This is a genomic window from Pseudomonas spirodelae, assembly GCF_034653255.1.
Classification (GTDB): Bacteria; Pseudomonadota; Gammaproteobacteria; order Pseudomonadales; family Pseudomonadaceae; genus Aquipseudomonas; species Aquipseudomonas spirodelae.
In genome coordinates this window covers 15,937-34,720 of record NZ_JAYEET010000008.1, presented here as the reverse complement: position 1 = coordinate 34,720, position 18,784 = coordinate 15,937, and the positions used below count along the sequence as shown (strand labels likewise).

The window sequence follows — 18,784 nt, the reverse complement described above, 5'->3', positions numbered from 1 at the left end:
TAGGATGGGGCGGGCCACGCTGCGCTGGTATCGCCTGCGATACCCATCCTCCGGCCTGTCGCAAATATGTTGGGTATCGCTTTGCTCAACCCAGCCTACGGGAGCGTGTGATGCAGCTTGATGATTTTCCCCTTGGCCCACTGGAGTGCGCGCTGGTCGATAGCCTGCAGCGTCTCGATACGCAGGCGTCGCCGGTGGTGTTGGCCTCGGCGGCACTGCTTTGCATGGCGTTGGACAAGGGCGATGTGTGCCTGCCCCTGGCGCGACTGGCAGGGCAGCGACCTTGGCCTGAGCATGCCTTCAATCTACCGAAACTGGCGGACTGGCAGACGCAGTTGCTCGCGTCGCCGCTGGTCGGCGCGGATGGCGATTTCATCCCGCTGATTCTTGAGCACGGTCGGCTGTATCTGGCGCGCTATCAGGCCTATGAGCGGCATCTGGCCACGCAACTGCTGCAACGCGCTGCCGATCTACCTGAGATCGACGATGCTCAGTTGAGTGAAAGCCTGACGCGACTGTTTGCCTTTAATACGCAACAACCCGACTGGCAGCGTTTGGCTGCTGCGCAAGCGGTGCGGCGCAAGCTAGCGGTGATCTCCGGCGGCCCCGGCACTGGCAAAACCACCACCGTGGTGCGCCTGCTTGCTGCACTGCTGGAACAGCCTGGTTGTGAGCATTTGGCTATCGGTTTGGCCGCGCCCACCGGCAAGGCCGCCGCGCGCATGGCCGAAGCGATTCGTAATGCCAAGGCCGAGTTGCCGGTCAGCGAAGCGGTCAAGGCTGCGCTGCCGGATGAAGCGCGCACACTGCACCGTTTGCTCGGCAGCCGTGGTGACAGCCCGCAGGTGCGGCATCACGCGGCCAACCCGCTGGCGCTGGATGTGCTGGTGGTGGACGAAGCCTCGATGGTCGACCTGGCGCTGATGGCCAAACTGCTCGACGCGTTGCCGCCAACGGCGCGGTTGATTCTGTTGGGTGACAAAGACCAGCTGTGTGCGGTGGAAGCCGGCGCGGTGTTTGCTGAGTTATGCGAGGGGCGCGGCTTCGATGCCCAGGCTGCCGCCGACTTGCAACGCATCACCGGCCAGCCCGTGCCGGTGTCTGAGCCTGCCTCAAAGCTTGGCGACGCCGTTGTGCTGCTAACCCATAGCCACCGCTTTGCCGGTGACAGCGGCATCGGTGAGCTGGCGCGGCGCATTAACGGCGGCGATGTCAGTGGCACCCTCAATTTGCTCAAGGAGGGTCGCAGCGATCTGGCCTGGAACGCCGAACCAACACCGGCGGATTTGCTCGATCGTCTCGACCAGGGTTACGCCCCTTATATGGCAGCGGCGAAAAGTGCGGATGCCGCCGCTGCGTTCGCCGCCTTCAACAGCTTTCGCACCCTGACGGCCCAGCGCGAGGGCGCATGGGGCGTGGCGGGTATCAACGAAGCACTGGAAGCACGGATCAAACGCCGCAGTCAGGTGGCCAGCCGCGAGCGCTGGTACGTCGGCCGGCCGGTGATGGTGCGGCAGAACGACTACGCCCTCGGGCTGTTCAACGGCGATATTGGCATCTGCCTGCACACCGAATACGGTTTGCGCGTGTTCTTCGAGGGTGAGGACGGCTACCGGCCCTTTGCTCCGGCACGCCTGCCCAGCCACGACAGCGCCTTCGCCATGACCGTGCATAAAAGTCAGGGTTCGGAATTTGCCGAAGTGCTGCTGGTGCTGCCCGAGCAACCGAGCCCGCTGCTTAGTCGCAGCCTGTTCTACACCGGCATCACTCGCGCTAAGAGCAAGGTGGAAATATGGGGTCTGCCGCCGCGCTTGGCTGAGGCGGTGGCGACCCGCGCCGAGCGGGCGGCGGGGTTGGCCGAGCGGTTAGCCCATGCACCTGCGGCTGTGGGCTCGGATACGCCCATTGCGACCAATGGGCAACTGGGATTATTTGATTAGCCAGGATCAGGACCCGTGAAATACCTACACGGGCTCTTTAACGTGCGTCGCAGTAGTGGGCGCTAGGGGCGTAAAACAGATGCGTGCTCGGCGACTTGCCTACCTGCTATTGGGCCTGATGTATTGCCATCCCGTGATGAGCGAGGAGCTGCGTTTAGTCACCGGAGATGATTACGCCCCTTTTACCGGTAGAGCGTTACCGGCTGGTGGCTTGCTCACTCAGGTTGTGCACGCCGCGCTGGAGCAGGGTGGTGTTGATAGCACGCTGGAATGGCGGCCGTGGAATCGTGGTTACCTGAAGACTTTGCGTGGCGAGTACGACGCGACGTTTCCCTACGTAAAGACGCCCGAACGAGCGCTCGAGTACCTCTACTCTGCGCCGCTGCTGGTCGTTGAACCGTATCTGTTTAGCCGCGCTGATGACCCCATAGCGCAGGCGGATGCGCAGACCATGCAGGGGCGTCGAGTATGCAGCCCGCTGGGCTGGCAGCTGCCATCGATGATTCAGGCCTTGGTTGATCAAGGCGCACTGAGCCGTCATTCACCGATTGGCCTCAAGGAATGCGTGCGGCTGGTATTGATTGGCCGTGACGACTTCTTTGTTGCAGATCGACGTTTGGGTGACGTTGCATTGCAGCTGACGGGGGCTACGCCCACTCAGATTCGCCGTTCCCCGCGCATGATCAGTTCCAGCGCTTTGTATTTGATCGTGCCGCGCACGCATCCACGTGGGCTGGAGATTATCGAAAGATTCAACGCGGGGCTGGCGAGCCTTATAGCCAGTGGCGGCTATCAACGGCTACTTGAGGGTTATATGCAGGCTCGCCCTCGGGTGACGGCTAACGAGCCAGTCATTCTGCCGCAGCAGGTCAGCAGGCCACCGTTGCAGTAAGCCTGTGCAGCGTTCTTTATGGCCTGCCATCCCTGGCCGCCACTCTGGAGCGGTTGCGCGCTTACAAAGAGCGTCCGCTTATTTCTTCAGCTTCGGATTAGGGAAGAACTGCACCGTCTGTACCTTGGGGTTCGCCACCTTGGGTTTTAGTGTGCTGATATTGACCCGCGTGGGCAGCTCTTTGGGCACCGAGTTGCCGCGCTCATCGAGGGTGTCGGCGTAGCCGCAGGCCACGCATTCGCGGTTCGGCACGCCGTCGACATTCCACATCTGGATCTTGTCCATTTCGCTGCACGCCGGGCAGACCGCGCCGGCGATAAAGCGTTTGGCGGTGACATTCATCGGTGCGTCGCTCATGCGGCCTCCTGACTCAAACCGAGGTGGCGCAGCAGGGCGTCGATTGACGGCTCGCGGCCACGGAAATCAACAAACAGCACCATCGGTGCCTGCGAACCGCCGCGCGCCAAAATCGCTTCGCGGAAGGCGCGGCCGGTTTCGCTGTTAAATACCCCTTCTTCTTCGAACTTGGAGAAGGCATCGGCACTCAGCACTTCGGCCCATTTGTAGCTGTAGTAACCGGCCGCGTAACCGCCAGCGAAGATGTGCGCGAAGCTGTTGGGGAAGCGGTTGTAGGCCGGCGGACGCAGCACCGAGACCTCGCTGCGAATGCCTTCGAGTACGTCCAGCACGCTGCGGCCGTCGCCGTGGGTGGCGTGCAGTTCGAAGTCGAACAGGCTGAATTCGATCTGCCGCACCATCATCAAGCCGGACTGGAAGTTCTTTGCCGCCAGCATCTTGTCCAGCAGGTCCTGTGGCAGCGGCTCACCGCTCTCGTAGTGGCCGGAAATCAGTGCCAGGCCGTCCGGCTCCCAGCACCAGTTCTCCATAAACTGGCTTGGCAGTTCGACCGCATCCCAGGCCACGCCGTTGATGCCCGAGGCGCCGGCATGCTCAACGCGGGTCAGTAGGTGGTGCAGGCCGTGGCCGAATTCGTGGAACAGGGTGGTGACTTCATCGTGGGTCAACAGCGCCGGCTTGCCGCCGACCGCCGGGGTGAAGTTGCACACCAGGTTGGCCACCGGGCTGATCAGCGTGCCATCGGCCGTACGGCGCTTGTCGCGGGCGCCGTCCATCCACGCGCCGCCGCGCTTGTTGGCGCGGGCGTAAAGGTCGAAGAAGAACCGGCCGACGTGCGCGCCGTTCTCGGTGATTTCAAACAGGCGCACATCCGGGTGCCAGGCGTCGAAGCCGGAGAGTTCTTTGATCTGGATGCCGTAGAGCTTTTCGACAATGGCGAACAGGCCGCTGAGTACTTTGTCGATGGGGAAGTAGGCACGGAGGATTTCCTGGGAAATGCTGTAGCGCTGCTCGCGCAACTTCTCGCTGTAGTAGCCGACGTCCCAGCTTTGCAGCTCCAAGCAGCCCTGTTCGGCGGCGAAGGCTTGCAGCTCGCGCAGGTCTTGCTCGGCGAATGGTTTACCTCGGGTGCCAAGGTCGCGCAGGAAGTGCAGCACCTGATCGGTGCTTTCAGCCATTTTGCTGGCCAGGCTCAGCTCGGCGTAGTTGGCAAAACCCAGCAGCTTGGCCAGTTCTTGACGCAGGGCGAGGATTTCCAGCATCACCGGGCCGTTGTCGTGCTGGCCGGCATTCGGACCTTGATCGGAGGCGCGGGTGCAGTAGGCGGCGTACAGCTCTTCGCGCAGGGCGCGGTCGTTGGCGTAGGTCATCACCGCGAAGTAGCTGGGGAATTCCAGGCTGATCAGCCAGCCGTCCAGCTCCTTAGCCTCGGCAGCCTGCTTCATTTGCGCCTTGGCCGAATCGGTCAGGCCATCCAGGGCGGCCTCGTCGGTGACGTGCTTGGTCCAGGCCTGGGTGGCATCCAGCAATTGGTTGGAGAACGTGCTGCCCAGCTCGGAGAGCTTCATCTGGATTTCGCCGTAACGCTTCTGCTGTTCGGCCGGCAGGTCGATACCGCTCAGGCGGAAGTCGCGCAGGGCGTGTTCGAGAATGGTCTTCTGTGCCACATCAAAACCCGCAGCAGCCGGGCTGCTCGCCAGTGCCTGATAGGCCTGGAACAGCGGCTGGTTCTGGCCGATTTCGGTCCAGTACTCGGACAGCTTGGGCAGGCACGCCTCGTAGGCGGCACGCAGCTCGGGGCTGTTGCACACTGCATTGAGGTGGCTGACTGGGCTCCAGGCCTGGCTCAGGCGTGCGCCCAGTTCGTCCAGCGCTAACACCAGTCCATCCCAGGTGGGTGTGCCGGCTTGTTGTTCAAGTAGGCGCGCCATGGCCGCACGGCTGTCGGCAAGAATGCTGTCCACTGCCGGCTCGACATGCTCCGGGCGGATGGCGGAATAGGGCGGCAGATCGAAGGCTTGCAGCAGGGGGTTGTTGGCAGTCACGACAGGTCACCTGTAACAGAATGGGTTTGCAGCTGTGACCCCGGCGGGCACAAAAGGCTCCCAGGGTAGGCTTGAATGGGCAGTGGCGGTTGGTAAAACAGCGCGCATACCCTGAACATGGGTGCCATCTTAATTACAATCAAGGTCAGACGCAGCTTAAGAGGTTTCTATCGTGGCGATTCGTACTTACCAGCAATTCACTCCACTGCTCGGCTCACGGGCCTTTGTTGATGCCTCGGCCGTGGTTTTGGGCGATGTGGAAATTGGCGCGGACAGCTCGATCTGGCCGCTGGTGGTGATCCGTGGCGACATGCACAGCATCCGCATCGGTGAGCGCACCAGCATCCAGGACGGCAGCGTGCTGCACATTACCCATGCCGGTCCCTTCAACCCGCGCGGTTACCCGCTGACGATCGGCGACGATGTCACCATCGCCCATAACGTCACCCTACACGGCTGCAATATCGGCAACCGGGTGCTGATCGGCATGGGCAGCATCGTTATGGACGGCGCGGTGATTGATGAGGAGGTCATGCTCGGCGCCGGCAGCCTGGTGCCGCCCGGCAGCCACTTGGAAAGTGGTTTTCTGTACCTCGGCAGCCCGGCGAAAAAAGCCCGCGAGCTGAGTGAGAAAGAGCGCAGCTACTTCCGCTACAGCGCCGATAACTACGTGCGGTTGAAGGACCAGCACCTGATGGAAGGCTACGGCAGCTGATGATGCATTACACCAATATCCTGTTCGACCTCGACGGCACCCTCACCGATCCGCGTGAGGGCATTACCCGTTCGGTGCAGCATGCGCTGGCCAAGTTGGGTATCGATGAGCCTGATCTGCAAGCGCTGGAGCACTTTATCGGCCCGCCGTTGTTGCAGTGTTTTATGCACAGTTACAACTTCGACGAGGCCACGGCTTGGCAGGCGGTGAACCACTATCGCGAGCGTTTTCGTGAAGTGGGCCTGTATGAGAATCAGCTGTTCGACGGTGTGGGCGAGCTGTTGCAGCTGCTGCAGAACCAGCAGCGCACGTTGTTTATTGCCACTAGCAAGCCGACGGTATTCGCCGAGCAAATTGCTAGGCACTTTGGTTTCGCGAAGCACTTCAAGGTGATCTATGGCAGCGAGCTGGACGGCACGCGCACCGACAAGGTCGAGCTGATCGCCCATCTGCTGGAGCAGGAGCAGTTATCGCGCGCCGCCACGCTGATGATCGGTGATCGCAAGCACGACCTGATCGGCGCACAGCGTAATGGCCTGCATGCGGCGGCGGTGGGCTATGGTTTTGGCAGTGCGGCAGAGTTGCAGGCCGAAGCACCGACCTATCACTTCAACAGCCTGGCCGAGTTGCACCAAGCGTTTATCGGCTAACTCGAAGGATGGGTCGGGCCGCGCAGGTTGAGCGCAGCGATACCCATGCTGTACCAGGCGACTGCGGCCCATTTGATGGATTACGTCGCTGCGCGACTAACCCATCCTACGGCCGAGATTTAGCCATTTTTCTGATAGATGATTTTCTGGGTGCCGCCGTCGCAGCTGCCGACCACCATGCTGGGGTCTTGGGCGTCTTCGTTGGGCACGATTTCCAGGGTGTAGCTGGCCACACCGGCGGCCTGAATCTTCACTTCAATTTCCGCGCGTAACTCTTCGCAGTCTTTAGGGGCAGCCAATAGGCTACTGCTGAGCAGGCCAAGCAGTATGGCCAGGGTGACGTTGTTCATAGCATGGCTCCTTTTGCGCGAACACGGTTTACAGCTGTTGGACTGGCTATTGTCGAGGCAAGTTCTGCGTATCTGCAGATAGTTTGGCCAGGGCCTTATGCCGCTGGGCTGACGGTAGCTGGCCCAGCACCGCGACGCGCTGATAGAAGCGTGGCCAGTCGTGGCCGACTTGTGCAAAGACTGCCGCGAAGGCCGGTACCCATCGATCATAAAGGCCGAAAGGCAACAGCTTGGCGTTGTTCAGCGGCGCATTGATCCAGTTGTCGTACAAGCCTGCACCGTTCCACTCCCGCGCCTGCAGCGTGCGGTATTCGGCGCGCAGGCGGGCGAACTCGGCCTGTTTGCCGCTGCGCATCTGCGCTGGCGTTAAGTCACTGTCGTAGAGCTGCTGCAAGCGCGCGCGGCTGGCCAATACCAGGGCGACGAATTGTTCGCGTTGTGCATCGCCCAGCGCATCGTTAGGCGGCAGGCCCTGCTTGGCGCGCCATTGGCGCAGGCCTTCGCGCTCGACAAAGCTGGCGAAGGATTCATTGAACGCGGTGTCGTCCATCACATACAGCTTTTGGTGCGCCAGCTCGTGGAAGATCACCGCCACCAGGCGCTCATCATTCCAGCGCAACATGCTGTTGAGGATTGGGTCATCAAACCAGCCGAGGGTGGAATAGGCCTCGATGCCGGCCAGGTAGGTGTCCAGCCCTTGTTGCTTCAACAGCGCCGCCGCCCCGCGCGCGCGGCTCTGACTGTAGTAGCCACGATAGGCCACGCAACCGGCGATGGGGAAACAGTGCAGCTTAGGCGCGAGGGAAAACTCCTCGGTGGCAAACACATTCCACACCACGTAGGGCCGCTGGATATCGGCATACAGGCGATAGCTTTGGTTGTCTGGCAAGCCCAGGTTTGCGCTGGCAAAGTCGCGGGCGCGTTGCGCCAGGGCCAGGCGCTGCTTGAGGCTGGGCTCGACAGTCGGCCTGGCCAGCAGCTCGGCAATCGGTTCGCGGGCCTTGAGCAGCTGCAGTTGTCCACTGGCCAGGTGGCTGTAGTAATCCAGGCTGCTGCAACCGCTCAGCAGCAGCGTGGTTACCAGTGCAACCCAGCGCCAGGACAGCGTGTCGAACATGACCAGTTACCGATGAATAGACAGGCTGCCACGCTACCAGCGCAGGATCGGCGTAGGCTAGTGGGCAGTTAAATGAGGGAGGTATGCCATGCATTACCTAGGTTTATTGAGCAGTATGCTGGTGCTCAGCGCCTGCGCCTCGCCCCTACCGTCGCCTGACCCGAGCCAAGCCTGGGTTGAACTGCGCAGCAATGCCGGCACCCTGCTTATGGCTGATCGCCTCGATGGCCAGCGGCTCAACGATGGTCGCTACTTTCAGGTGCCCGCCGGTGCCCATGAATTACAGGCGCGTTTTCAGTTTGAGGTAAACAGCGGCGGTGGCCAGGATGGCCTCTCCGAACCGCGGCAGGTGACCTGCGAAATTCGTATACGACATGACAACTTTGTCGCCGGACAGCGCTACCGACTAGAGGCCAGGCCCATGCAGATGAAAGCCCAGGCCTGGCTCTATGATGCGCAGCGCAATGTGCTGGCGCGCGGCAAGGTTTTGCGCTGCGGTACGTTCTGAGAACCTGTCCACGATCTGCTGCGCGTCGGCCCTGCGGCGTTAAAAACAGGCTCGGATGCGAGCCCAGTCGGAATGCTCATGTACAACAGTACACTCCGCTTCCTCGCCTGCTTTGACCAGCCGGAGGCTGTTACTAACGTAGCGCCTTGCAGTGCTCTAGCTCGCTAGATCGTGAGCAGGTTCTGAATTAGAGGCTGCTATCGAGCACCGCTTCCAGAGTAATCTCGGCGTTTAGCACTTTTGAGACGGGGCAGCCGTTCTTCGCGGTTTCCACGGCTTTCTCGAAGGCGGCGCGGTCGGCTCCGGGGATTTTCGCGTGCAAGGACAGGTGCACGGCGGTGATGGCAAAGCCGCCATCCTGTTTGTCGAGCGTCACCTCCGCGCGGGTTTCGATGCTTTCGGCGGTCATTCCGGCGTCGCCCAGTTCCTTGGACAGCGCCATGGAAAAGCAGCCCGCGTGGGCCGCACCGAGCAGCTTCTCGGGGTTGCTGCCGGGTTGGTCTTCGAAGCGCGTATTAAAGCCATAAGGCACTTTGTTCAGCGCGCCGCTCTGGGTCGAAATCGTGCCTTTGCCATCCTTGATGCCACCTTGCCAGTGGGCTGATGCGGTCTTCTTCATCGTGCGTCTCCTGTGCGTGGGGTTACAGGGTTGGGAGTGCTATTGGCCGCACAAGTTCGTCAATTGTCCTGCCGTTGGTAAATCAGCGCAGCTGTGCCAGCAGTTCAAAGGCATGCAGGCGATCGGCGAAGTCATACAGGTCACAGGTGAAGATCAGCTCATCGGCGCCAGTCTGCTCCAGCAGCATCTCCAGGCGTGCCTGAACTCTTTCCGGGCCGCCGATTACCGCCAGGCCGAGGAAGTTGTTCACGGCTTCTTTTTCATGCGGCAGCCACAGGCCTTGCATGCTGTTTACCGGTGGCTTCTGTACCAGGCTCTGGCCGCGAATCAGCGCCAGAATGCGCTGGTAGGCCGAGGTGGCCAGGTATTCGGCCTGTTCATCCGTGTCGGCGGCAATCAGCGGTACACCGAGCATCACGTAAGGTTTGTCGAGTACCGCCGAGGGCTTGAAGTGGTTGCGGTAGACGCGAATCGCCTCATGCATATAGCGCGGCGCGAAGTGTGAGGCGAAGGCATAGGGCAGGCCTTTTTCGCCCGCCAGCTGGGCGCTGAACAGGCTGGAACCAAGCAGCCAGATCGGCACGTTGGTGTCCGCCCCCGGCATGGCGATCACCCGTTGATCGGGCGTGCGCGGGCCCAGGTAGCGTTGCAACTCCTCAACGTCGGCGGGGAAGTCATCGGCGCTGCCAATGCGGTCGCGGCGCAGGGCTTGCGCAGTGAAGTGATCGGCGCCCGGTGCACGCCCCAGGCCCAACTCGATTCGCCCCGGATAGAGAGTCGCCAGGGTGCCGAACTGTTCAGCAATCACCAGCGGGGCATGGTTGGGCAGCATCACGCCGCCAGAGCCCAGGCGAATGGTTGAGGTGCCGGCGGCCAGATAGCCCAGCAGTACAGAGGTGGCCGAGCTGGCGATGCCATCCATATTGTGGTGTTCGGCCACCCAGAAGCGCTCGAAGCCCAGGCGCTCGACATGCTGCGCCAGCGCCAGGGAGTTGTGCAGGGCCTGGGCGGCGTTGCCGTCGTCACGAATCGGGGCGAGATCAAGGGTGGAGAATTTGCTCTGTGCGAGTGCGCTCATCGGGTCTGCCTATGGATTATCCGTTTGCACGGCGCAGCAGTGCGCCAATACCTGAGTTAGATAGTGGGGTTTGTTCTGCAGATTCCAAGGGTTGGGTGTGTTTCTCGGGCGGACGGTGTTGATCAGCGCGCTGAACCTGGCCAGCGAGCATGTGCTGGCCAGGTCGTTGGGTGCGGCTAGCTGTTGCTCATACGGAAGCCGACTTTCAGGCTGACTTGATAGTGACCGACTTTGCCGTCGACGATATGCCCGCGGGTTTCCACCACTTCGAACCAGTCCATATTGCGGACTGATTTGGCGCACTCAGCGAGGGCATTCTCGATGGCATCTTCGATGCTGGTTTTCGAGGAACCGACGATTTCGATTTTCTTGTAGGTGTGATGATCGGACATGAGCGTTCTCCTTTGGCTGATAGTTCAACGCTAGTTGAACCCCAGCGGTTTGCCCGATCTGTAGGAGCGTTTCAGCGCGCCAGCTCGCTGCGTAACCACTCGGCCAGGCGCTGCGCGCGTTTATCCAGGCGGCGCGCCGGCACCCACAAGGCCAAGCGTGCCGAGGTTTCGACAAAGCCCCAGGGCGCAACCAGGCGACCGCCGGCAAGGTCATCGGCGACCAGTTGCTGCGGGGCAATTGCCACACCCAAGCCTGCGGCGGCAGCTTCCAGCAGGTAATAGAGATGCTCGAAGCCCTGGCCGAGTTTCAGTGTTGAGGCGTCCAGTGCATTGCTGCCTGCCCAGCTGGGCCAGGCTTGCGGGCGTGAGCTGGTGTGCAGCAGCGGCTCATTCAGCAGGGCTGCTGCGGGCGCCTGATGCAGTGCGGCGAAGTGCGCATAGCGTGGGCTGAGCACCGGGCCGATGCGTTCGGCCGCCAGCTCGAACACCTGCATATCCGCCGGCCACGGCGGCTCGGCGAACCACAGGGTGGCGTCCACACCGCTGCGGCGCGGGTCCAGTTCGCCTTCGCTGGCGGACAGCTGCAAGCGCAGTTCCGGTAACTCGCGGTTGAGCCGGTCCAGGCGCGGAATAAACCAGCGCGCCAGCAGGCTGCCCGGGCAGGCCAAGACAAACGGCGCATCGGCCTGGCCCTGCTGCAGTTCGGCGCAGGTGCTGCGCAGGCGGCCGAACAACTCCGCGCTGACATCGCGTAAACGAACCCCAGAATCTGTGAGTTTAAGGCCGCGCCCTTCCTTGCTGAACAAGGCCACACCCAAGTGCTCTTCGAGGAGGCGCACCTGTCGGCTGACGGCGCCATGCGTGACATGCAGCTCATCTGCTGCTTGGCTGATGCTGTTCAGGCGCGCAGCGGCTTCGAAGGCGCGCAAGGCATTCAGCGGCGGAAGGTCCTGGCTCATGTGTGAGTTTTCCTAACAGGTTGCGGCGATCTTATCGCTTTTGTCGCGCGGGCTGCAGCTTTATCCTGTGTCCATTGCCGTAGAGAAGCGGGTTGGGCCCGCGAACTACAGCGCTACTTTCCCAAGGAGAACGCCATGACTTCTTTCCGCGCTGGCCCTGACGCCAACGGCCTTTTCGGCTCGTTCGGTGGCCAATATGTCGCCGAAACCCTGATGCCGCTGATCCATGACCTGGCCGACGAATACGAGAAGGCCAAGCTTGATCCTGAGTTCCAGAAGGAACTGGCCTACTTTCAGCGTGATTTTGTCGGCCGCCCGAGCCCGCTGTACTTCGCCGAGCGTCTGACCGACATGTGCGGCGGCGCGAAGATCTACTTCAAGCGCGAAGAGCTCAACCACACCGGCGCGCACAAGATCAACAACTGCATCGGCCAGGTGTTGCTGGCCAAGCGCATGGGCAAAAAACGCATCATCGCCGAAACTGGCGCGGGCATGCACGGCGTGGCCACCGCCACCGTGGCGGCGCGCTTTGGCATGGAATGCGTGATCTTCATGGGCAGCACTGACATCCATCGCCAAAACGCTAACGTACTGCGCATGAAGCTGATGGGCGCAACCGTGGTTCCCGTGGTCGCCGGTACCGGCACCCTGAAAGATGCAATGAACGAAGCCCTGCGCGACTGGGTGACCAACGTCGACAGCACCTTCTACATGATCGGCACCGTGGCCGGCCCGCACCCTTACCCGGCAATGGTCCGCGACTTCCAAGCGGTGATCGGCAAGGAAACCCGTGAGCAGATGCTTGCCCAGGAAGGTCGCCTGCCCGACAGCCTGATCGCCTGCATCGGCGGTGGCTCGAATGCCATCGGCCTGTACCACCCGTTCCTTGACGACAAAGACGTGAAAATCATCGGCGTTGAAGCGGCCGGTCATGGCATCGAAACCGGCAAACACGCGGCCAGCTTGAACGGTGGCGTACCGGGCGTACTGCACGGTAACCGCACCTTCCTGCTGCAGAACGACGACGGCCAGATCATCGACGCCCACTCGATTTCTGCCGGTCTCGATTACCCGGGCATCGGCCCAGAGCACGCCTGGTTGCATGAGATTGGTCGCGTCGAGTACACCTCGGTGACTGACACCGAAGCCCTGGAAGCCTTCCATATTTGCTGCCGCCAGGAAGGCATTATCCCGGCACTGGAAACCGCTCACGCGTTGGCTGAAGTGTTCAAGCGTGCGCCGAATCTGCCCAAGGATCACCTGATGGTGGTCAACCTGTCTGGCCGTGGCGACAAAGATATGCAAACCATCGTGCACCACATGGAACAACAGGAGACGCACGCATGAGCCGCCTGCAGAGCCGCTTTGCCGAACTGAAACAGCAAAATCGCGCCGCCTTGGTGACCTTCGTCACCGCCGGCGACCCGAACTATGATGCCTCCCTGGCCATCCTCAAGGGCTTGCCTGCAGCCGGTGCCGATGTGATCGAGCTGGGTATGCCGTTCACCGATCCGATGGCCGATGGTCCAGCGATCCAGCTGGCCAACATTCGTGCCCTCGAAGGCAAGCAGGACCTGGCGAAAACCCTGCAGATGGTTCGCGAATTCCGTGAAGGCGAGCAGGCCACGCCGCTGGTGCTGATGGGCTACTTCAACCCGATTCACAAATATGGCGTCGAGCGCTTTATCGCTGAAGCCAAAGAGGCTGGTGTCGACGGCCTGATCGTGGTCGACCTGCCGCCAGAACATAACGTTGACCTGTGCGACCCCGCGCAGGCAGCCGGTATCGATTTTATCCGCCTGACCACCCCGACCACCGATGACAAGCGTTTGCCGACCGTGCTCAACGGCAGCTCTGGCTTCGTCTATTACGTCTCGGTGGCCGGCGTGACCGGTGCCGGTTCTGCCACGTTGGAGCACGTCGAGCAGGCCGTTACCCGCCTGCGTCGGCATACCGACCTGCCGTTGTGCATCGGCTTCGGCATCCGTACCCCTGAGCATGCCGCGACTATCGCGCGCTTGGCCGAAGGTGTGGTGGTGGGCTCGGCACTGATCGACCAGATCGCCAATGCCAGCAGCAACGAGCAGGCCGTAGAGGGCGTGCTGAGCCTGTGTGCGGCGTTGGCTGAAGGTGTACGCGGCGCACGCGTCTGACACCCTCGGATCTGCTGCGCGTCGGCGATACTGCGTTAAAAATGGCCTCGGCAAGCCGCTTGCGGCTAACGCGCTTTAGCGCGGCCCGGAGGGCGAGTGAAGCGAGTAGTGCTCATTTACAACTCGTAAACTCCGCTTCCTCGGCCATTTTTGCCTTGTCTCGCTCTAGCTCGCGAGATCCGAAACCGGTTCTGAGAAACTTGCGAGCTGGCCGCTGCCTGGCGTCCAATAGCACTCCCCTTGCTCCGAGTCTCGCCATGTCACGTCCGCCTGTTGCCCGCAAACCCCGCGCCAGTAGCCAGAACCGCATCGCCGGCATACTAGCGGCTGCCCGTGAGTTACTGGCCGAACAGGGCGTGGCCAGCCTGTCGATCTACAGCGTGGCCGAGCGCGCGCAGATTCCGCCCTCGTCGGTGTATCACTTTTTCGCCAGCGTGCCGGCATTGCTTGAAGCGCTGACGGCAGATATTCACGCGGCGTTTCGCGCCTGCCTGCAGGAACCGGTGGAGCATGCCAGCCTGCGCGACTGGCGTGATCTGTCGCGGTTGGTCGAGCAGCGTATGTTGGCGATCTACGCGGCCGATGCCGCTGCGCGTCAGCTGATTTTGGCGCAGCACGGCCTGGCTGAAGTGACCCAGGCCGATCGCCAGCACGACATCGAGCTGGGCCAGGCGATGCAGGTGTTGTTCGACCGCCATTTCCCCTTGCCGCAGCTGCCGGACGACGTAGACGTGTTCGCCCTGGCCATGGAACTGGGCGACCGCGTGTATGCGCGCTCGGTGCAGCTGCACGGCGAAATCACCCCACGTATGGCCGAGGAAGGCATGCGGGTGTTCGATGCCTATATCGGTTTGTACCTGCCAACCCATCTGCCGAAACGCAATCACGCCCAGGCGGATTAGCGACAGACAAGCTTCGTAGGGTGGGTTAGGCGCTTATTGCATCGCTAACCACTCAAGCGTAATCGGTGCGCTGTAACCCACCAAATGGGCTGATACCGCTTGGTGGGTTACGCGACACTCTTTTACCGCAGCCTTCCTTGAGTCATGCGGTAGGTGTCGCTAACCCACCCTACAGGCTGAGAAGGTTGTGCTTGCTACAGTGCTTTTTCAAACACCTGTGAGTTGCGCTGGTAGTTGTACAGCGAGGCGCGTGCGGCGGGCAGGCGGTCGACGCTGCTGAGTTCGAAGCCACGCTCGCGGAACCAGTGGGCGGTGCGGGTGGTGAGCACGAACAGGGTTTTCAGGCCTTGCGCCCGTGCCCTGTCCTCGATGCGTTCAAGCAATTCATCGCCGCGTCCGCCGTGGCGGTAGGCCGGGTTGACTGCCAGGCACGCCAGCTCGCCAAAATCCGAGTCGGCAATCTGGTACAGCGCCGCGCAGGCGATGATCAGCCCTTCGCGCTCAACAATGCTGAACTGCTCGATTTCGCGCTCCAGCACCTCGCGTGAGCGGCGCACCAGAATGCCCTGGTCTTCCAATGGGGTGATCAACTCCATCAAGCCGCCGACATCTTCGATGGTTGCCTCGCGCAGCGACTCGAACTGTTCTTGTGCCACCAGGGTGCCGTTGCCGGTGCGGGTGAACAGCTCGCTGAGCAGCGCACCGTCTTCGGCGTAGCTGACGATATGGCTGCGCCGCACGCCGCCCTTGCAGGCTTCTGCCGCGGCGTCGAGCAACTCGGCCTGGTAGCTGTTGCCCAGGCGTTGCAGGTGCGCGGGTACTTGTTGTGGGCGCAGTTCGCGCACCAGCTTACCGGCGGCGTCGAGCAGGCCGCACTCGGCGCCGAACAGCAGCAGCTTGTCGGCATCAAGGTCAATGGCAGCGCGGGTGGCGACGTCTTCGCAGGCCAGGTTGAAGATCTCGCCAGTGGGCGAATAGCCCAGAGGCGACAGCAGAACGATGCTGCGCTCATCCAGCTGACGGTTGATGCCCTTGCGGTCGATGCGCCGCACTTCGCCGGTGTGGTGATAGTCAACGCCATCGACCACGCCAATCGGCCGTGCGGTGACGAAGTTGCCGCTGGTCACGCGCATGCGTGAGCCCTGCATGGGCGAGCGCGCCATGTCCATCGACAGGCGCGCTTCAATGGCGATACGCAGCTGGCCGACGGCATCAATCACGCAGTCCAGGGTTGGGCTGTCGGTGATGCGCAGGTCGCGGTGATAGCGTGGGGTTAAACCGTTGCTTGCCAGGCGCGTTTCAATTTGCGGGCGCGAGCCGTGCACCAGCACCAAACGCACGCCCAGGCTGTGCAGGAGCACCAAGTCATGAACGATATTGCCGAAGTTGGCGTGGGCAACGCCCTCGCCCGGCAGCATGACGACAAAGGTGCAGTCGCGGTGGGCATTGATATAGGGCGAAGCGTGGCGGAGCCAATTAACGTGGTCGTGCATTACCTGAAGAACCTGTGTCGAGTATGGAACGCATGGGGTGGCGCGCGTGCGCCAGACGAGGCAGCCGGGAGCGCTTTTATCGTCGCAGTTGGGACAGCTTCACGCGTTCTCTCCTCCAGATGGCACAGCCGGTTGGCTGGGGTTCAGACAGTAATGTTCGATCAGTTGTTGCAACAGACGCACGGTCGGCTGCAAACGTGACATGTCCAGGTATTCATTCGGCTGGTGGGCGCAGTCGATATCGCCGGGGCCGAGTACCAGGGTTTCGCAGCCAAGCTGCTGAAGATAAGGCGCTTCGGTGGCAAATGCCACCGACGTGGCGCTGTGCCCGGTCAGGCGTTCGGCGATGCGCACCAGTTCGGCGTCGGCGTTTTGCTCAAACGGCGGCACGCTGGGGAAGAGGGGCGCGTAGTCGATTTTTACCTGGTGTTGCTCGGCTAGCGGTTGCAGCTTCTGGCGGATCGCCGCGCGCAGCGCCTCCGGCTGCATGCCGGGCAAGGGGCGCAGGTCGAACTCCAGTGCGCATTGGCCGCAGATACGGTTGGGGTTATCGCCGCCATGGATGCAGCCGAAATTCAGGGTTGGCTGCGGCATGCTGAATTGCGGGTTGTTGAACTCGCGCTGCCACTGCGCACGCAGGTCGCGTAGCGCGAACATCACGTCCTGCATGGCCTCCAGCGCGCTGTGGCCGAGGCTTGGGTCCGAGGAGTGGCCGCTTTGTCCGAGAATATCGATGCGCTCCATCATGATGCCTTTGTGCAGGCGAATCGGCCGTAACCCGGTCGGCTCACCAATCACCGCCGCACGGCCCAGCGGCTGGCCGGCGGCGGCCAGGGCGCGCGCGCCAGACATCGAACTTTCTTCATCGCAGGTGGCGAGAATCAGTAGCGGTTGTTTGAACGGTTGGCCGAGGAGCGGTTGCACGGCCTCGATGATCAGGGCAAAGAATCCCTTCATGTCGCAACTGCCCAGGCCAATCCAGCGACCATCGACTTCGGTGAGCTTGAGTGGGTCGGTTTGCCACAGCTGCGCATCGAACGGCACGGTGTCGCTGTGCCCGGCCAGTACTAAGCCGCCAGGGCCGCTGCCATAGCTGGCGAGCAGGTTGAACTTGCCGGGTGCCACGTGCTGCACGTCGCAGGCAAAGCCGAGGTCGCTAAGCCAACCAGATAGCAGGTCAATGACGGGACGGTTGGACTGATCCCAATGCGCCTGCGTACAGCTGACCGATGGGGCGGCGATCAGGGCGGCGAATTGGTCTTTGAGGGAAGGCAGGGGCATCGGCTATCTCCGCAAGCGAGTCCCATCATAGGGCTAACGCTTGCGGAGATAAAACCGTGAGGTGCTTAGAGGAAGATGCCGCGCAGGATAAAGAAGAAGAAAATCGACAGCGCAGCGCCCACTGGCAGGGTGATCAGCCAGGAGATAAAGATTTTACCGATCACGCCCAGGTTCAGCGCGCCAATACCGCGCGCCAGGCCCACACCCAGTACCGCACCCACCAGGGTGTGGGTGGTGGAGACCGGCAGGCCCATGGCCGAGGCGCCGACCACGGTGGTGGCGGTCGCCAGTTCGGCCGCAAAGCCACGGCTTGGGGTCAGTTCGGTGATTTCTTTACCGATGGTGGCGATCACCTTGTAACCATAGGTGGCCAGACCGATAACGATGCCCACCGCGCCGAGCAGCAACACCCAGCCTGGTACGGCGGATTTGGCGCCAATCACGGCTTCACCGCCGGACTGAATCACCCCGACAATCGCTGCCAGAGGGCCGACGGCGTTGGCCACATCGTTGGAACCATGGGCGAAGGCCATGGCGCAGGCAGTGAAGATCATCAGGACGGCAAAGACCTTCTCCACGCTGGCGTAGTGGAAGTCTTTGTCGGCTTCTACGTCGACCTTGATCCGGCTGAGCAGGGCGATACCCAGCAGCATGACGACCGCGCCGATAGCCAGTGAGAGCATCAGCCCTTCCGTGTTGGAGAGGTGCAAGCCGATGTGCTTGAGGCCTTTGGTCAGGGTCATGATGCTGACCATGAAGCCGGTGATGAACATGTACAGCGGCACGAAACGCTTGGCATTAAGGAAGGGGTTGTCGGTGTCGATGATCAGCTTTTGCACGCTGGTAAACAGCCAGAAAGCGACAAAGCCCGAGAGCAGCGGCGACACCACCCAGCTGGCCACGATCGGACCCACACCGCTCCAGTGCACGGCATCCATGGACACGCCAACAGCCGCAAAGCCGATCACCGCGCCGACGATGGAGTGTGTCGTAGAGACCGGCCAGCCGCGTGTCGACGCCACTAGCAGCCAAGTGCCGGCTGCCAAGAGGGCGGACATCATGCCCAAGACCATGAGGTCCGGGGTGATCATGGTGGCATCAACAATGCCGTTTTTGATGGTATCGGTCACCTCGCCACCGGCCAGGTAGGCGCCGGCAAACTCAAAGACCATGGCGATCAGGATCGCCTGTTTGATGGTCAGTGCGCGCGAGCCCACCGAGGTGCCCATGGCATTGGCCACATCATTAGCACCCACGCCCCAGGCCATGAAAAAGCCGAAGAGACAGGCAAGCAGCAGCAATACGAGGCCGTAGTCCGCAATCAGAGACATAA

Annotated in this window: 19 protein-coding genes; 8 read left to right on the top strand and 11 right to left on the bottom strand. The window is 61.7% G+C overall.

The window, feature by feature from the left end; all coding sequences use genetic code 11:
* The first annotated feature begins 110 nt into the window (after positions 1-110).
* Both recD and SOP97_RS02965 read left to right on the top strand, forming a co-directional pair.
* Positions 111-1,940, top strand: coding sequence for an exodeoxyribonuclease V subunit alpha (gene recD / locus SOP97_RS02970; protein WP_322948180.1), 1,830 nt, complete (start codon positions 111-113; stop codon positions 1,938-1,940).
* Between the two features lie 79 nt (positions 1,941-2,019).
* Entirely contained in the window at positions 2,020-2,832 is an 813-nt protein-coding gene (locus SOP97_RS02965) for a substrate-binding periplasmic protein (protein WP_274087352.1), read from the top strand.
* Positions 2,833-2,910: 78 nt separating this feature from the next.
* Here SOP97_RS02965 and SOP97_RS02960 read toward each other — a convergent pair whose 3' ends face one another.
* Together SOP97_RS02960 and prlC are read right to left on the bottom strand one after the other, a co-directional pair.
* A complete protein-coding gene (locus tag SOP97_RS02960) occupies positions 2,911-3,189 on the bottom strand; it encodes a YheV family putative zinc ribbon protein (RefSeq protein ID WP_274087351.1) in 279 nt (92 codons plus the stop codon).
* Entirely contained in the window at positions 3,186-5,234 is a 2,049-nt protein-coding gene (gene prlC / locus SOP97_RS02955) for an oligopeptidase A (protein ID WP_322948179.1), read from the bottom strand. The genes SOP97_RS02960 and prlC overlap by 4 nt, the downstream gene beginning before the upstream one ends.
* A gap of 172 nt (positions 5,235-5,406) precedes the next feature.
* Here prlC and SOP97_RS02950 point away from each other — a divergent pair, with 172 nt between their 5' ends.
* On the top strand, positions 5,407-5,949 hold the full coding sequence (locus SOP97_RS02950) for a gamma carbonic anhydrase family protein (RefSeq protein WP_274087349.1): 543 nt from the start codon (positions 5,407-5,409) through the stop codon (positions 5,947-5,949).
* A gap of 2 nt (positions 5,950-5,951) precedes the next feature.
* Positions 5,952-6,599 carry an HAD family hydrolase gene (locus SOP97_RS02945; protein WP_322948178.1) on the top strand — a complete coding sequence of 216 codons (648 nt, stop codon included), beginning with the start codon at positions 5,952-5,954 and terminating at the stop codon, positions 6,597-6,599.
* Positions 6,600-6,718: 119 nt separating this feature from the next.
* On the opposite strand, the gene SOP97_RS02940 is transcribed toward SOP97_RS02945, so the two are convergent.
* Both SOP97_RS02940 and SOP97_RS02935 read right to left on the bottom strand, forming a co-directional pair.
* Positions 6,719-6,949, bottom strand: coding sequence for a DUF1161 domain-containing protein (locus SOP97_RS02940; RefSeq protein ID WP_322948177.1), 231 nt, complete (start codon positions 6,947-6,949; stop codon positions 6,719-6,721).
* Positions 6,950-6,995: 46 nt separating this feature from the next.
* Positions 6,996-8,066 carry an aminopeptidase gene (locus tag SOP97_RS02935; protein ID WP_322948176.1) on the bottom strand — a complete coding sequence of 357 codons (1,071 nt, stop codon included), beginning with the start codon at positions 8,064-8,066 and terminating at the stop codon, positions 6,996-6,998.
* 88 nt (positions 8,067-8,154) lie between these two features.
* Here SOP97_RS02935 and SOP97_RS02930 point away from each other — a divergent pair, with 88 nt between their 5' ends.
* The gene (locus tag SOP97_RS02930) at positions 8,155-8,574 is read left to right on the top strand and encodes a PA0061/PA0062 family lipoprotein (RefSeq protein WP_322948175.1); all 420 of its coding nucleotides are present in this window, start codon (positions 8,155-8,157) and stop codon (positions 8,572-8,574) included.
* A 187-nt stretch (positions 8,575-8,761) separates the two neighbouring features.
* On the opposite strand, the gene SOP97_RS02925 is transcribed toward SOP97_RS02930, so the two are convergent.
* The 4 genes from SOP97_RS02925 to SOP97_RS02910 form a co-directional block, all read right to left on the bottom strand.
* Positions 8,762-9,193 carry an OsmC family protein gene (locus SOP97_RS02925; RefSeq protein ID WP_322948174.1) on the bottom strand — a complete coding sequence of 144 codons (432 nt, stop codon included), beginning with the start codon at positions 9,191-9,193 and terminating at the stop codon, positions 8,762-8,764.
* 82 nt (positions 9,194-9,275) lie between these two features.
* Positions 9,276-10,271, bottom strand: coding sequence for an LLM class flavin-dependent oxidoreductase (locus SOP97_RS02920; protein WP_322948173.1), 996 nt, complete (start codon positions 10,269-10,271; stop codon positions 9,276-9,278).
* Between the two features lie 176 nt (positions 10,272-10,447).
* A complete protein-coding gene (locus tag SOP97_RS02915; protein ID WP_274087343.1) occupies positions 10,448-10,663 on the bottom strand; it encodes a dodecin in 216 nt (71 codons plus the stop codon).
* A 71-nt stretch (positions 10,664-10,734) separates the two neighbouring features.
* Positions 10,735-11,622 carry a LysR family transcriptional regulator gene (locus SOP97_RS02910; RefSeq protein ID WP_322948172.1) on the bottom strand — a complete coding sequence of 296 codons (888 nt, stop codon included), beginning with the start codon at positions 11,620-11,622 and terminating at the stop codon, positions 10,735-10,737.
* 135 nt (positions 11,623-11,757) lie between these two features.
* On the opposite strand from SOP97_RS02910, the gene trpB reads away from it, so the two are divergent.
* The 3 genes from trpB (at position 11,758) to SOP97_RS02895 (ending at position 14,677) form a co-directional block, all read left to right on the top strand.
* A complete protein-coding gene (trpB, locus tag SOP97_RS02905; protein ID WP_322948171.1) occupies positions 11,758-12,969 on the top strand; it encodes a tryptophan synthase subunit beta in 1,212 nt (403 codons plus the stop codon).
* Complete coding sequence (gene trpA / locus SOP97_RS02900) at positions 12,966-13,775, top strand: tryptophan synthase subunit alpha (RefSeq protein ID WP_322948170.1); 810 nt, start codon at positions 12,966-12,968, stop codon at positions 13,773-13,775. Before trpB ends, trpA begins: the two co-directional genes overlap by 4 nt.
* Before the next feature lie 257 nt (positions 13,776-14,032).
* Positions 14,033-14,677, top strand: a complete 645-nt coding sequence (locus tag SOP97_RS02895) for a TetR/AcrR family transcriptional regulator (protein WP_322948169.1) — start codon at positions 14,033-14,035, stop codon at positions 14,675-14,677.
* A gap of 194 nt (positions 14,678-14,871) precedes the next feature.
* On the opposite strand, the gene argA is transcribed toward SOP97_RS02895, so the two are convergent.
* The 3 genes from argA to SOP97_RS02880 form a co-directional block, all read right to left on the bottom strand.
* Positions 14,872-16,170, bottom strand: a complete 1,299-nt coding sequence (gene argA / locus SOP97_RS02890) for an amino-acid N-acetyltransferase (protein WP_274087338.1) — start codon at positions 16,168-16,170, stop codon at positions 14,872-14,874.
* Positions 16,171-16,269: 99 nt separating this feature from the next.
* Positions 16,270-17,451, bottom strand: coding sequence for an acetylornithine deacetylase (gene argE, locus SOP97_RS02885; protein ID WP_322948168.1), 1,182 nt, complete (start codon positions 17,449-17,451; stop codon positions 16,270-16,272).
* Positions 17,452-17,516: 65 nt separating this feature from the next.
* Positions 17,517-18,782 (bottom strand): inorganic phosphate transporter, encoded by a 1,266-nt coding sequence (locus SOP97_RS02880; protein WP_274087336.1) that lies wholly within the window; start codon positions 18,780-18,782, stop codon positions 17,517-17,519.
* Positions 18,783-18,784 lie beyond the last annotated feature (2 nt).

Coding starts and splice junctions, on each gene's coding strand:
- recD (WP_322948180.1), top strand. CDS start 111: ATGCAGCTTGATGATTTTCCCCTTGGCCCACTGGAGTGCGCGCTGGTC.
- SOP97_RS02965 (WP_274087352.1), top strand. CDS start 2,020: ATGCGTGCTCGGCGACTTGCCTACCTGCTATTGGGCCTGATGTATTGC.
- SOP97_RS02960 (WP_274087351.1), bottom strand. CDS start 3,189: ATGAGCGACGCACCGATGAATGTCACCGCCAAACGCTTTATCGCCGGC.
- SOP97_RS02945 (WP_322948178.1), top strand. CDS start 5,952: ATGCATTACACCAATATCCTGTTCGACCTCGACGGCACCCTCACCGAT.
- SOP97_RS02940 (WP_322948177.1), bottom strand. CDS start 6,949: ATGAACAACGTCACCCTGGCCATACTGCTTGGCCTGCTCAGCAGTAGC.
- SOP97_RS02935 (WP_322948176.1), bottom strand. CDS start 8,066: ATGTTCGACACGCTGTCCTGGCGCTGGGTTGCACTGGTAACCACGCTG.
- SOP97_RS02930 (WP_322948175.1), top strand. CDS start 8,155: ATGCATTACCTAGGTTTATTGAGCAGTATGCTGGTGCTCAGCGCCTGC.
- SOP97_RS02925 (WP_322948174.1), bottom strand. CDS start 9,193: ATGAAGAAGACCGCATCAGCCCACTGGCAAGGTGGCATCAAGGATGGC.
- SOP97_RS02920 (WP_322948173.1), bottom strand. CDS start 10,271: ATGAGCGCACTCGCACAGAGCAAATTCTCCACCCTTGATCTCGCCCCG.
- SOP97_RS02915 (WP_274087343.1), bottom strand. CDS start 10,663: ATGTCCGATCATCACACCTACAAGAAAATCGAAATCGTCGGTTCCTCG.
- SOP97_RS02910 (WP_322948172.1), bottom strand. CDS start 11,622: ATGAGCCAGGACCTTCCGCCGCTGAATGCCTTGCGCGCCTTCGAAGCC.
- trpB (WP_322948171.1), top strand. CDS start 11,758: ATGACTTCTTTCCGCGCTGGCCCTGACGCCAACGGCCTTTTCGGCTCG.
- trpA (WP_322948170.1), top strand. CDS start 12,966: ATGAGCCGCCTGCAGAGCCGCTTTGCCGAACTGAAACAGCAAAATCGC.
- SOP97_RS02895 (WP_322948169.1), top strand. CDS start 14,033: ATGTCACGTCCGCCTGTTGCCCGCAAACCCCGCGCCAGTAGCCAGAAC.
- argA (WP_274087338.1), bottom strand. CDS start 16,170: ATGCACGACCACGTTAATTGGCTCCGCCACGCTTCGCCCTATATCAAT.
- argE (WP_322948168.1), bottom strand. CDS start 17,451: ATGCCCCTGCCTTCCCTCAAAGACCAATTCGCCGCCCTGATCGCCGCC.
- SOP97_RS02880 (WP_274087336.1), bottom strand. CDS start 18,782: ATGTCTCTGATTGCGGACTACGGCCTCGTATTGCTGCTGCTTGCCTGT.